This window comes from Aeromonas sp. 600527, assembly GCF_049175415.1.
GTDB classification, from domain to species: Bacteria; Pseudomonadota; Gammaproteobacteria; order Enterobacterales; family Aeromonadaceae; genus Aeromonas; species Aeromonas veronii_A.
On record NZ_JAAKVA010000001.1, the window covers coordinates 727,595 to 740,903 of the forward strand.

Here is a 13,309-nt window from a genome sequence, read left to right on the forward strand (position 1 = left end):
ACCGGTTGTGCCTCACAGGGTTAGCCACAACAGCGCCATAAAAAAGAGCGCCATCAGGCGCTCTTGCAGATTCAGTAAGGGTCGCGTTGACCCGCACCTCAATGAAGGGTCGGCGGCGCGCTCGGGGTATCGGGGCGCTTGCCAAACTCTTCGAAGGCCATCATGACCCCCAGCTTGACGTGTTCGTAGAGCACCAGGAAGGAGGCTTCGTTCTCGTCATCTTCCTGATCGAACTCGGCAGAGACCTGAGTGATGCTGGCGATATCCTGGATCATCTCCTGCAGCTCTTCCGACGCGCGGGAGAGCTCCTGCTGCACCACGCCGAAACCGGCCAGAAACGCCTGTGACCAGTCCACCAGCGAATCGATGCGCTCATCAAGGGGGGCATCATCACTTGGCAGCAGCAGCTCGACGCCTTTCTGGGCCATCAAGCTCTCGACCACATTGTGATAAAGATCGGTCATCACCTGGCGCACCGGGGCCGGCAGGCCAAAACCGTCGTTCACCAGATCGTTAAAATGGGGCACCCAACTCTTGTCGTCCAGTGCCACACCGCCGCACACCAGACCGCAGATCACACCATGGGCCTCTACTGCGCTGGCCATCAGCTCATGTTGTTCCATGATGTCGGCCACTGCCGCATATTTAAGGGGGTTCGTTTTGCTCATCGAGGATCCGCTCAAAGTTCAGTCAAATTTGCAGAATTAATGGTCAGGATCCTAGCATTCTCCCTCTTGCAGAGCCAGCAAGGCCTTGAAACTTATGCATCTGCGCTATATAGTCCCGCCCAGTTGTCCACGTGGATAAAGGCGGAAATCAGCTCCGCCGTATTGAGGAAGGCATGAGCACAGAGGCCGTAGAAATCGTCATTTTGGGACGTCCCTACAAGGTATCCTGTCCCTTGGGACAACAGGATGCCCTGCGCCAGGCCGCCGAGCAGCTGACCGACAAGTTGATCGACCTGCGTCAACGTTCCAAAGTCTCCAGCAACGAGCAATTGGCTATCATGGCGGCGCTCAATTTCTGTCATGAGCTCTGCCTTGAAAAAGAGAAGAACCACCAATACTCTGAGACCATGGACAAGCGGATCAAGATGCTGCAGCGCACCATCGAAGCGGCCCTGATCGAGCACGGACAATATGGTGATTCCAGCGAAGAGGGGCAGCAGCCCTAATCGCAAACCGTTTTAAAATTCCCTGGGATGTTTGTCAGCCGGTTCAAGTCCCCGAGCCGATATTCATACCAAACAGGGGATCTGCCTTCTGGCTATTGCGCATGCTCGGCACGACCGAGAAGCCTGCGGTCAGATCCGATCCCCGCCTTGAACCGACGGTTCAAGGGCCCAAACCGGCAACGGCATCTCGGGGTACCAACAGCAAAAGCCCGTCACCAGCGTGACGGGCTTTTTCTTTGCCTGATGATTAACGCCCCCTACCCCTTTCAGAGCTGAAAAAATGCCCCGGATGACAAGCTCACCCGGGGCATCACCGCATTCACAGTGCATGCTGTGTTAGCGCAGCCAGTCGCGTTAGCGCTTCTATTTGACCAGCAACAGGTTCTTCGGCTGGCGGGAGGCTGTCACCAGCACCGGAATGGACTTGGAGGTGGGGGTAAACGAACCGGCGCCGATACTGTCGATAGGCACCAGCGGGTTCGTCTCCGGATAGTAGGCCGCGATGTTGCCACGCGGGATCTCGTAGATCACCACCACAAAACCTGTCACGCTACGCTCGCGCCCATCGTTGCAGATGGCCGCCATGTCAACCCGATCCCCTTCGGCAAAGCCAAGCTGGCGAGCATCAGCCTCGTTCATGAACACCACGTTGCGCTGGCCCTTGATGCCGCGATAGCGATCGTCCATGCCGTAGATAGTAGTGTTGTACTGATCGTGAGAGCGCAGGCTCTGCAGCAGCAGTACCGGCTGATCCGCCATCTGTTCGGCATGGCGGGTACACTCCGGCAACACTGATTGCGGTAGGGTACTGGCGCGAAACTCGGCGCTGCCGCTGGCGGTATTCCAGGTCAATAGCGCCGCGGAGTTATCGAGATGAAAACCGCACGGCTGCTGGATGCGGGCATTGAAATCGGCAAAGCCGGCGATGGTCTGCTCGATGAGCTCGCGAATACGGGCATAGTCATCGCGCAGAACCAGCCAGTCGACCCGCTCGCTGCCCACGGTGGCATGAGCCATCCGCGCCACTATGTCGGTCTCGGAGAGGCAGAGGGGCGACACCGGCTCGGCTGCGCCGGTCGAGGCGTGCACCATGCTGAAGGTGTCCTCCACCGTGATTTTCTGGTTGCCGCTGCGCTGGATATCGAGCTCGGTACGGCCGAGGCAGGGCAGGATCAGCGCTGCATTGCCCACCTGCAGATGGCTGCGGTTGAGCTTGGTGCTGATCTGCACGTTGAGCTCTGCCTTTTTCATCGCCCCATAGGTGAAGTCGGTATCGGGCGCAGCTGCAGCCAGGTTGCCGCCCAAGCAGATGAGTACTTTGCTCTTGCCTTCGTGCAGCGCCTTGAGCGCCTCATAGACATTGTGGCCGCGGGCCCGTGGCAGGCTCACCTGCAGGTGATGCTCGAGCCGGTCGATAAAGGCGGCGGTGGGCTTTTCGTTGATCCCCATGGTGCGGTTGCCCTGCACGTTGCTGTGACCCCGAACCGGACAGAGCCCCGCACCCAGCTTGCCAATCTGGCCACGCATCAGGTGCAGGTTGACGATTTCGCGAATGGTATCAACCGAGTGCAGGTGCTGGGTCACCCCCATGGCCCAGCAACTGATAATGCGCTGGCTGGCGGCAAAGACCCGGGCAGCCTGCACGATGTCGGCGCGGGTCAGGCCGGATTGCTGCTCGATCATGGCCCAGTCGGTGGCACGCACCTGCGCCTCGTACTCGGCAAAGTGGCGGGTGTGGCGGGCGATAAAGTCGCGATCCACCGCCTCCGGCGCCTCTTCCAGGATGTACTTGGCCATGCCGCGGATGGCGGCCATGTCGCCACCCAGTTTCGGCGTCAGGTATTGGTGGCTGATGGTGGTGGCAGCCGGAGTCAGCAGCTCCAGCGGGCTCTGCGGGCTGGCGAAGCGCTCCAGCGCCACCTCTTTCAAGTTGTTGAAGCTGACGATCTTGCAGCCGCCGCGCGCCGCCTGGCGCAGGGCATTCATCATGCGCGGGTGGTTGGTACCCGGATTCTGTCCATAGACGAACACCGCATCGGCCTGGTCAAAGTCATCCAGCACCACAGTCCCCTTGCCGATGCCGACCGACTGGATCAGCGCCACCCCGCTCGCCTCGTGGCACATGTTGGAGCAGTCGGGGAAGTTGTTGGTACCAAACAGGCGGCCAAACAGCTGATAAAGATAAGAGGCCTCGTTGCTGGCACGCCCCGAAGTGTAGAACTCCACCTCATCCGGGCTGGCAAGCCCCTTGAGGGTGTCGGCAATCAGGGCAAAGGCGTCGTCCCAGTTTATCGGCTCGTAGTGATCGGTCGCCGGGTTGTAGCGCATCGGCTCGGTCAGCCGCCCCTGATACTCGAGCCAGTAGTCGCTCTGGGTAGCCAGCTGGCGCACCGAGTGGGCGGCGAAAAACTCGGCCCCTACCGTCTTGCCGGTAGACTCCCATGCCACCGCCTTGGCGCCGTTTTCACAAAACTGGAAGGTACCGTGGTCGTTGTCACCCCAGGCACACCCCGGGCAGTCGAAACCGTCGGTCTGGTTGACCCGCAGCAGGTTCTTGATGTTCTGACGGGTCTTCTGGCTGCGCAGCACCTGTTTCATGGTGGATTGCAGGGACGAAAAACCGCCGGCTTTGGCGGGCTTTTCAATATGACTCATGGCACTCTCCGATGGGATCCGCCGGGCGATAGCTCGAATAGCTGACCGGGGGATCAAACTTGGGAATATGAACGACGTTGAGGTTGTATTTGAGGGCCAGCCTGACCGCCAGCTGGCTGGGCGATGCCAGACAGATGAGATGACGGGCACCAAAGCGGGCGGCTTTTTGCACCAGCTCGCTACCGCAACGGCTGGTCACCACCAGGGTGTCGCACGCACTGTGTTGACGCAGCAGCATTGTCGAGAGCATTGTGGCGCCCGATATCTTCCCGGCAGTGGAGGATCCGGCCCTCGGCATCCAGCGGCGGCGTCAGCGGCAACACCGACAGAGCGGGCAACGCCTGCTCTACCGCCGCTACGCCGCAGATGCCGCAGCCGGTCACCCCGGTCAACCGGCGCTTGTGCTCGGTCAGGGCGGCCAGAGAGCGGTTGGCGATGGTCATATCCAGTACAATACCCTGTTCGGCTGGCGCAACCTGGATGTCGTGGACTTCGTGGTTATGCCGGATAATCCCCTCGCCAAACAGAAAGCCGACGGCAAAGTCGTCGAGATCGTCCGGGGTCGCCATCATCACCGCATGGTTGATGCCATTGATGTTGATGGCGACGGCTACCTCCTCTACCAGATGATCCAGTGACGGCAAGTTGGCGGGGGTTGCGACGGGAGAATGGGCAGGCATGCAGGTTGGCCTAAAAATGCAAACTGCATTCAAGTTTAGAGAGGCGACTGACGCAAAACCAATGAAATAAATCTATATCCTGATAGAGTTATTCTATCGAAGATGTTTTTTCAATTAATTAATTCTTCAATAGCCGGTTCCACTGCCTCCACTACAACCAGATGAACATCAAGCAACTTCACTACTTTCACGAGCTGGCCAAACACCGGCATTTTGCCAAAGCGGCCAAAGCCTGCCACATCACCCAACCCACCCTCTCGGCCAGCATTACCGCGCTGGAAAAGAGTGTCGGCACCGATCTGGTGGTACGCACCAGCCAGTTTGTCGCCCTGACCGAGGCCGGCGAGCTGGTACGCCAGTATGCCGAACGAATGTTGCTGGAACAGGAGGCGCTCAAGCAGGAGCTGGCGCTGTTTCAGGGCGAGCTATCCGGCACCCTGCGCATCGGCATCGTGCCCCAGTCCAATCTAGACATCATGCCGTTTATCGCCCGCTGCAAGCAGCGCTATCCCGACATCGTCATTCGCCTGTCGGTGCTCAGCAACGAAGCCCTGCTATCACAGCTGGAGCTGCATCAGTGCGATATCGGACTGGGATTTGATGAACCCGCCGGCGGAGCTGGCCGGCGCGCCTTTCATGTCTACCCGCAAGGCGCCAACCAGATGGCGGTGCTGATGAACCGTGACGAAGCGGATCTGTACCCGCACAGCGGCGACATTGCGCTTGCTGAACTACAGCAACAGCCATTGGTGCTGCCCAGCCGCACCATGCAATTTCGTCAGTATCTGGATCGCGCCGCCGAGCAGGGGGGAACCTCGCTCAACGTGGTACTGGAGACCGACTCGCTGTTCCATCTGGTCAGCGCCGTACGCCATCGGCTGGGCTGGGCTGGGCCATCGTCAGCGCCGGCCTCGCCCGCTCTGCCAGCAGAGCATCACCCCCGCCATGCGCGCCTTTCTTGAACTGGTGGCTGAAGGTGAACCGGCAAACGCGCCTTGATGCAGGCCAAGCGGTAAACCTCATCCGGTTCTGGCAAAGAAAAAGCCCGCCAGAAGGCGGGCTTTCAGAGAACAAGCGCGGGCATCAAATCGCCATCTGCTCGTGCGGCGAGCCGTGGTGGCGCAACCAGACAAAGCTCAGCGCCACGATCAGCACCATCAGGGTCATAATGGCCCCCAGGGTCACCTGTCCAGTCATCGGGAAACCGGCGGCCAGCAGGGTCACCACGCCCGCCCCCAGATTCTGCATCCCGCCGAGAATGGCCCCCGCGGTGCCGGCCTGACCCGGGAAGGGCTCGATGGCGCAGGAGGTGGCGGTCGGGTAGAGAATACCGCTACCGATGAAGTAGACGGCCGCACCACCGACCAGCGAGGCAGCACTCACCACCCCGAACAGCCCCGGCACCAGAATGATGAGGGAGCCGAGCGCCAGAAAGGCGATGCCAAGCCGCATCAGTTTGCCCTGAGTCAAACGGAAGCTCAGCTTGGCAGAGAGCCAGGCCCCGAACAGATAGCCGGGCAGCGGCAGCACGAACAGCACGCTCACGGTACGGGCGCTCAGTTTCAGCACATCGCCGAGCAGCACACCGGCTGCTGCCTCGAATACCGCCAATCCGGCAAAGGTCGCCATCAGGCAGAGCAGGTTGCCCTGAAACTTGGGGTTGCCCAGTACATGGCGATAGGCAGCACCGACGCGCAGCGGCTGACGTGCAGCAGCAGGCAGCGTCTCACCAAACCAGGCCATGATCGCCAGGGTTGCTACAGCACCAAAACCGAACAGGAACCAGTAACCGGCACGCCAGTTGAACAGCTCGGTCAGCCAGCCGCCCAGCACCGGTGCCAGCAGCGGGGAGAAGATCACCCCCATGCTGACCAGACTGTTGGCGCGGTTGAGCTCGGCACCGTTGTAGCGATCGCGCATCACGGTACGGCTCATGGCGCCACCGGCACCGGTACCCAATCCTTGAATAAAGCTGCCCACCAGCAAGGCGGCAAAATGGGGGATGACCTGAATGATCAGGGTGCCCACCAGAAACACCATCATGCCGACGATCAGCACCGGACGACGACCGATGCGATCCGACAGCGGCCCGTAGACAAACTGGGAGAGGCCATAGGGGATCAGGTAGCAGGCCATCACCGCCTGCAGCTGGCCCGAGGCCACATTGAAGTCTCCCGCCATCATGGGAATGGAGGGGACATAGAGGGTCTGGGTCATCTGGCCCACAGCGACCATCAAAATGGTCAGTAAAAACAACGGATAAAAACTGTGCCGATCCATATCAGTCCCAAAAAATCGAAAAAATGCTGCCGCCCTCTGGCACAAAATGGCCCAGAGGAATCTGATCACAGAGGCTGTGATGCAATCAAAAACAGTGTTGGAAACAGTAGGCGGGGAGCCCGCCAGACCACCGCACAGGACGCTTGGTGGTATGGGGGCATCATAGTGATTCAGCTCACAGAAAACGAACGAATCTTTATAATCGGCTTGCCTTAGTTTTTCTAATATTACGGGGCAATACACCCCGTCTGAGGTTAAAAATCAACGTGTTACCATCTGTTGTGCCTGCTTGATCAGCTCATCCGGCTGCTCTTTGCGCGGCGGTATGGTGATCCCCTTCTGGCAGGCAGGCTTCTCGGCCATCCGATCCATCCAGGCTTGCAGATGGGGTAACCCCTCGATGGAGATGCCGCTCCAGTCATAAATCCGCACCCAGGGCCAGGTGGCGATATCGGCAATGCTGTACTCGTCCGCCAGATATTCGTGATGAGCCAGATGGCTATCGAGCACCTCGAACAGGCGGCGCCCCTCCTTCTGGTAGCGTTCGATGGCGGCGGAGATCTTCTCGGGGAAGTAGCGGTAGAAGACATTGGCCTGCCCCATCATGGGTCCAACCCCGCCCATCTGGAACATCAACCACTGAATGGCCTGAGAGCGGCGCTTGGGATCGGCCGGCAACAATTTGCCCGCCTTCTCCGCCAGATAGATAAGGATGGCGCCCGACTCGAATACGGCGAAATCGTCGTTATCCCGATCGACGATAGCCGGAATACGGCCATTTGGGTTGATGGCGAGAAACTCGGGCTTCTTCTGATCCAATGCAGACAAATCGAGAGGAATGACCCGATAGGGCAAACCCAGCTCTTCGAGGGCAATCGCCACTTTGAAACCATTGGGGGTCGCGGCGGTGTAAAAGTCGATCATGATTCACTCCTTGTTGGTCATAGCCAGATTGCACGGTTGGAACAGGGTGCAACACCATAGCCGCCTCATCTTGCAACAAGTGACCGGCTCCAGACCATTAAAAAGCGGCGCACCGTAGGCCACACAAGGCCACAGTGCGCCGCTGGTGCGCTCTGGCAATGGTAAATATTAGTTGATCATGGCGACCGGCTTGCGCTGGCGCAGCATGATCAGGCGGGAAAGCAGCGGGAAGTAGGACTCCAGCTTGCGCAACAGCACTCGGCTACACGAGGGGTCTGCCAGCTCTGACTCCTCCAGCACGATGCCGTTGGAGACAAAGTAGAAACGGGGGTCGCGCACATCGGGGCCGCAGATGGTGAGATCCTTGTCCCCCTTGCGGATCAACAGCGGCAGTACCGGCAATCCGATGGCATCGTCTTCGCCACGGATAAACCCGGCATCCTGCCAGGGGGTATCGCCATCGATCAGCAGGATCGCCGCTTCAGCCTTGGCCGGTTGCCACTCGGTCAGTGGCGTCACGCTGATGTGGGCAAAATGGTCACCATACTCGGGTGATGACCGCAAAATGGCCAGCAGACCTTCACTGGCGCCAGACACGTTTTGACTCACTAATGACAAATTCATGGCTCATATCCCTATGCTCATGACAGCCTGTATCCGGCTGCCGGGATAAGACTAGCGCAGATCTGGTCTATATTGGAGCCGTCAGATCTGGCAGTCACAATCAATTGGTCGTAGGGTGATAACAGTTGCCATCGCACAAAATACTGGTACTATACCGCGTCCTTTTGTCTCCCGTTCTTTAACATCCAGTGGTGAACCTATGCATCCGATGCTGAATATCGCCGTGCGCGCTGCGCGCAACGCCGGTCAAGTTGTAGTAAAAGCCTTCTCCCAGCCCGAGAATATTGAGGCTATCCAAAAAGGCAGCAATGACTTCGTGACCAACGTTGACCGTGAAGCTGAAGCGGCCATCATTCACACCATCAAAAAATCTTACCCGGAGCACAGCATTGTTGCTGAAGAGTCTGGTGAGATTGCCGGTACCAATCCGGACTACCAATGGATCATTGACCCGCTGGATGGCACGACCAACCTTGTCAAAGGCATTCCACACTTTGCCGTATCCATCGCCCTGCGTGTGAAAGGCAAAACAGAACAAGCCGTTGTTTACGATCCGATCCGTGACGAACTGTTTACTGCTACCCGTGGTAGCGGCGCCCAGCTGAACGGCTACCGTATCCGTGTCGGCAAAGCCAAAGAGCTGGCTGGCACCGTACTGGCCACCGGTTTCCCCTACAAGCAGAAGCACCACATCGAGCCGTACCTGAAGATGTTCCAGAGCATGTTCATCGAGTGTGCTGACATCCGTCGCTCCGGCTCTGCTGCACTGGATCTGGCCTACGTGGCTGCCGGTCGCGTCGACGGTTTCTGGGAAATTGGCCTGAAACCCTGGGACACCGCTGCTGGTGAACTGCTGGCCAAAGAAGCTGGCGCCATCGTCACCGACTTCGTCGGTGGTCATAACTACGAAAACTCAGGCAATATCGTGGTTGCCAACCCGCGTGTGTTGAAAGAGATGCTCGGCAAAATCCGTGAAGAGCTGCCGGAGTCCCTGGCCAAATAAGCCAGCTCCCCAGCATTCACCAAGACAAAAAAACCGGCGCAAGCCGGTTTTTTTGTCTCTGTTATCCGAACACCAAGGCAGACATCTACAGCTGATTTAAAAGAGTTAGCGATGCATCCCCACTTGCCACTCAACATCCACCTCAGTCATTTGCAGACCCCCTCTTGCCCCCGCCTTTGGCTTCCGATAAGAGTTCCCATGTGGTTGCTTGGATAAACTATTTCCAGATTTTCAGATAGTGGCAATCGCCTTGCAGGCATGGACAAGGGGCGGCCAAGTGGATGTAATGCCATTATCCGCTTTGCTCACCTTGAGGCCATGCCATGGACCATCTCTCTGCCCTTCCCCCGTTATCCTGGTCGCAGCAACTGCGCAGCCAGATGCAAAGCCGGCCACTCACTGCTCTCGGTCTCTTTATCGCGCTGGTTGCCGTCTTGTTGCTGCTGTTGCAGAGTCTCATCATGCTCGCTACCGGCGAGGTGACCAGCGGCGTGCGCTACGGCCTGATCGGTGGTGCCGCCGGGTTTGCCGCCACCGCCATTGGCGCCCTGCCCGCTCTGTTTCTGCGCTCGGTACCACAAAAGGTAGAGGACACCATGCTGGGCTTTGCCGCCGGCATGATGCTGGCGGCCAGTGCCTTCTCCCTGCTGCTGCCGGGGCTGGAGGCCGCCGAGGGGATCACCGGCAACGGCTTTAGCGCCGCCGCTGTGGTGGTGGTCGGCATGACCCTCGGGGTGCTGTTGATGCTGGGACTGGATCAGTTCACCCCGCACGAACATGACAAAACCGGCCCCTGCGGCCCCGGCCACGAGAGCTGCTCCCGGGTCTGGCTGTTCGTCTTTGCCATCGCCCTGCACAACCTGCCGGAGGGGATGGCCATCGGGGTCAGCTTCTCGCAGGGGGATATGTCGGTGGGGCTGCCGCTCACCACCGCCATCGCACTGCAGGATATTCCCGAAGGACTGGCGGTAGCGCTGGCCATGTGCGCCGCCGGTTTTCGCCCCTCGGTGGCGGTGCTGGTTGCCATCGCCAGCGGCCTGCTCGAACCGGTTGGCGCCCTGCTCGGAGTGGGGCTCTCCAGCGGCCTTGCCATCGCCTACCCCATCGGACTTGGGCTCGCCGCCGGCGCCATGTTGTTTGTGGTCTCGCACGAGGTGATCCCGGAGACCCACCGCAACGGTCACCAGACCTATGCCACCCTCGGTCTGATGGCAGGCTTTGCCCTGATGATGACCCTCGATACCGCGCTCGGCTAAAGGCCCTCGCCCCTCCTCATCAATGCTTTTTGTCACCTGCGGCGCTCCCATATGGAGCGCCGCGCTTCATCTCTCCTTTCGCTTGTGCCTCTCGGCGCCGACGCCATCTTTTGTTATGATCTACAGCAACTTAAATTCAGCCACACGGCTATCAAGACGAGGTCAGCAATGAAAGTAGGTATTATCGGCGCCATGGAGCAAGAAGTTGCCCTGCTGCGCAGCCAGATGAGCAACCCCACCACCCTGCAACTGGGCGGCTGCGAGTTCTATCAAGGGATGCTGGCAGGCAAAGAGGTGATCCTGACCCGCTCCGGTATCGGTAAGGTCGCCGCCAGCGTGGCCACCAGCCTGCTGCTGGAAAAATTCGCCCCCGACTGCGTCATCAATACCGGCTCTGCGGGCGGCTTTGCCCAGGACCTGCACATCGGTGATGTGGTGATCGCCAGCGAGATGCGTTTCCACGATGTAGATGTAACCGCCTTTGGTTACGAGATGGGCCAGATGGCGCAGCAACCTGCCGCCTTCCCCTGCGACGAGAAGCTCATCGCGGTCGCTCAGGATTGCATCGCCGAACAGGGCAAGCACCAGACCAAGGTCGGCCTTATCTGTACCGGCGATCAGTTCATGTGCAAACCGGACGCCATCGCCAAGGCTCGCGCCGACTTCCCGCAGATGCTGGCGGTCGAGATGGAAGGTGCCGCCATCGGTCAGGTGTGCCACATGTTCAACGTGCCCTATCTGGTGGTGCGCGCCATGTCCGATATCGCTGGCAAGGAACAGGTTGAATCCTTCGATGCCTTCATCGAAGTGGCCGGCAAGCACTCCGCCGAAGTGATTATCAAGATGCTCGGCAAACTGTGAGCGAGACCGGCTCGCTTGATTTGATGGCCGACGCCCTCCTCTCGACGACGGCGGCCATTCTGGTGGGGGCAGCCCTGCTGGAGGCGGTGATCCCGTGGCCATCCCATCTGCGTCTTTCGGCCGTCACGCCCCTGCTGACCCGGCTGGGGCACAAGGTACACAGACCCGATGGCACGCCACGCCAGCAGCTACAAGCAGGTATGCTGGCGATGCTGGTGGTCTGGGTACCCTGCGCCGCCGGGCTCTGGTCATTACGCAATCTGGCCCTGAGCGAGCCGATCTTCGACCTGCTGTTCCTGCTGCTGATGCTCGAATCCCGCCCGCTGCGCGAACTCGCCCATGCCACCCGCTCGCTCGCCACCCAGGAGACCCTGCCGCTGGCACGATTGCAGTCCGCCCCCTGGCTCAAACGGGAGACAGGCAAACTCTCGGCCATGGGGCTCGCCAAAGCGGTGACGGAGAGCAGCGCCCTGCGTCTGGTCGGCCAATGGGCTGGCCCGCTGCTGGGATATGCCCTGGCTGGCGTACAGGGCGCCCTGCTCTGGCGGCTGGTACAGCTGATGAATCAGAGCTGGAGTCGCAAAGACCCCGCCTTCGACCACTTTGGTCACGCCGCCAGTGCCCTCTATCAGGTGCTCAATGCCTCCGTCATTTTGCTGCTGGGGCTGCCACTGCTGGCAAGCCGTCTCAAACAGGCAGCACAGCTGCTGCGCAGTGGCGCGCTCTGGCCCTATCCCGCCATGGGGATGCTGCTCACTCTGCTGGTAGACAAGTGCCGGATCCGACTTGGTGGCCCTCGCTACTATCAGGGGGCTCTCCAGCGTTGGCCCGTCATCGGCACTGGTGCTGATCCAGATAGCGAGACACCGCGCAAGGTGCTCAACATTCTGCAAGGGTGCGGCTGGGGCTGGTTGATACTGGCGCTGGTTGTCACGGTAGCGGGGTTATTTCATGGGTAGAGTGTTGCGCTTGGCTGTCTGGCTGCCCTGCGTGCTGCTTGCCTGGTTGCCCGGTGCCCTGCTTGCCGCCACACCGACCCGGGTGGTGAGCGTTGTTCCTCACCTGACCGAACTGCTTTATGACATCGGTGCCGGCGACAAACTGGTGGCCATTGACGATGCATCCGACTACCCAGCCGAGGTCAAAACCAAGCCAAAGGTAGCGAATTATCGCAGCATCAATGTCGAGGCAGTGCTGGCGCAAAAGCCGGACTTGATCCTCGGCTGGCGCTCGGCCCAGTCTCGCATGCTGGCCCCGCTGGAACAGCTCGGGATCCCGATCTTCTACTCGGAGCCTACCGATTTTGCATCGCTGGCCACCGAGATGCGGGCGCTGGGCAAATTGCTGGGTGTGGAAAAGAGTGCTAACGAGGCCGCCGAGCGCTATCTGGCACGCCTGCATGAGCTACAACAGCGCTATGGCCAACCAACCGGCGTCAAGGTGTTCTACCAGCTCTGGTACCCTCCGCTCACCAGCGTCAGTGGCAATGCCTGGCCTGCTCAGGCCATCGAATTCTGCGGCGGGATCAACGTCATGGCGAATGCCAAGACCCCCTACCCTCAAGTGGACATGGAACAGGTGATCAGAGCGAACCCCGCGCTGATCCTGGCAGGGAGTCAAGATCCTGACGCCCTGCGTCACTGGCAGAAGTGGCCCAATCTCAATGCGGTGCAGCATCAACGACTCGATTTAATCAACTCGGATGAACTGCACCGCTTCACCCCAAGAGCCCTCAAGGGGGTTGAAGAGGTTTGCCAAGCTATTCAGCTAAGCACGCAGAGCTCCAGCACATCTTGATAAAGCTCTACTAATGCGAGCCAATCCGAGGTGGTCTGGTGCGCCCAAATCTTTA

11 protein-coding genes, 1 other RNA gene and 2 pseudogenes are annotated in these 13,309 nt (G+C 59.5%); 8 read left to right on the forward strand and 6 right to left on the reverse strand.

Features of this window, described 5'->3' with window-relative positions:
* Positions 1-98: 98 nt before the first annotated feature.
* Complete coding sequence (locus G5154_RS03105) at positions 99-668, reverse strand: UPF0149 family protein (RefSeq protein WP_005346580.1); 570 nt, start codon at positions 666-668, stop codon at positions 99-101.
* A 173-nt stretch (positions 669-841) separates the two neighbouring features.
* On the opposite strand from G5154_RS03105, the gene zapA reads away from it, so the two are divergent.
* On the forward strand, positions 842-1,174 hold the full coding sequence (gene zapA, locus G5154_RS03110; protein ID WP_005333910.1) for a cell division protein ZapA: 333 nt from the start codon (positions 842-844) through the stop codon (positions 1,172-1,174).
* A gap of 16 nt (positions 1,175-1,190) precedes the next feature.
* A non-coding RNA gene (ssrS, locus tag G5154_RS03115) (6S RNA) lies at positions 1,191-1,372 on the forward strand.
* 165 nt (positions 1,373-1,537) lie between these two features.
* Here ssrS and G5154_RS03120 read toward each other — a convergent pair.
* Together G5154_RS03120 and G5154_RS03125 are read right to left on the reverse strand one after the other, a co-directional pair.
* Positions 1,538-3,829: an FdhF/YdeP family oxidoreductase gene (locus tag G5154_RS03120; RefSeq protein WP_421250301.1), complete on the reverse strand. Its 2,292-nt coding sequence runs from the start codon at positions 3,827-3,829 to the stop codon at positions 1,538-1,540.
* Positions 3,816-4,509 (reverse strand): annotated as a pseudogene (locus G5154_RS03125) (formate dehydrogenase accessory sulfurtransferase FdhD). The gene G5154_RS03120 and the pseudogene G5154_RS03125 overlap by 14 nt, the downstream one beginning before the upstream one ends.
* Positions 4,510-4,670: 161 nt before the next feature.
* Here G5154_RS03125 and G5154_RS03130 point away from each other — a divergent pair.
* Positions 4,671-5,464, forward strand: a pseudogene (locus G5154_RS03130) (LysR family transcriptional regulator); the annotation flags it as partial.
* A gap of 128 nt (positions 5,465-5,592) precedes the next feature.
* Here G5154_RS03130 and emrD read toward each other — a convergent pair.
* From emrD to G5154_RS03145, 3 genes are all read right to left on the reverse strand, one after another.
* A complete protein-coding gene (gene emrD / locus G5154_RS03135; protein ID WP_005333920.1) occupies positions 5,593-6,789 on the reverse strand; it encodes a multidrug efflux MFS transporter EmrD in 1,197 nt (398 codons plus the stop codon).
* 261 nt (positions 6,790-7,050) lie between these two features.
* On the reverse strand, positions 7,051-7,713 hold the full coding sequence (locus G5154_RS03140) for a glutathione S-transferase family protein (RefSeq protein WP_421250302.1): 663 nt from the start codon (positions 7,711-7,713) through the stop codon (positions 7,051-7,053).
* A 168-nt stretch (positions 7,714-7,881) separates the two neighbouring features.
* Positions 7,882-8,337, reverse strand: a complete 456-nt coding sequence (locus G5154_RS03145; protein ID WP_421250303.1) for a hypothetical protein — start codon at positions 8,335-8,337, stop codon at positions 7,882-7,884.
* A 199-nt stretch (positions 8,338-8,536) separates the two neighbouring features.
* On the opposite strand from G5154_RS03145, the gene suhB reads away from it, so the two are divergent.
* The 5 genes from suhB (at position 8,537) to G5154_RS03170 (ending at position 13,254) form a co-directional block, all read left to right on the forward strand.
* Complete coding sequence (gene suhB, locus G5154_RS03150) at positions 8,537-9,340, forward strand: inositol-1-monophosphatase (protein WP_033137241.1); 804 nt, start codon at positions 8,537-8,539, stop codon at positions 9,338-9,340.
* Positions 9,341-9,663: 323 nt separating this feature from the next.
* The gene (locus G5154_RS03155; protein ID WP_421250304.1) at positions 9,664-10,596 is read left to right on the forward strand and encodes a ZIP family metal transporter; all 933 of its coding nucleotides are present in this window, start codon (positions 9,664-9,666) and stop codon (positions 10,594-10,596) included.
* 168 nt (positions 10,597-10,764) lie between these two features.
* A complete protein-coding gene (mtnN, locus tag G5154_RS03160; protein ID WP_005333935.1) occupies positions 10,765-11,457 on the forward strand; it encodes a 5'-methylthioadenosine/S-adenosylhomocysteine nucleosidase in 693 nt (230 codons plus the stop codon).
* Positions 11,454-12,416, forward strand: coding sequence for a cobalamin biosynthesis protein CobD/CbiB (locus G5154_RS03165; protein WP_421250305.1), 963 nt, complete (start codon positions 11,454-11,456; stop codon positions 12,414-12,416). The genes mtnN and G5154_RS03165 overlap by 4 nt, the downstream gene beginning before the upstream one ends.
* Positions 12,409-13,254: a cobalamin-binding protein gene (locus G5154_RS03170; RefSeq protein WP_421243763.1), complete on the forward strand. Its 846-nt coding sequence runs from the start codon at positions 12,409-12,411 to the stop codon at positions 13,252-13,254. The genes G5154_RS03165 and G5154_RS03170 overlap by 8 nt, the downstream gene beginning before the upstream one ends.
* Positions 13,255-13,309 lie beyond the last annotated feature (55 nt).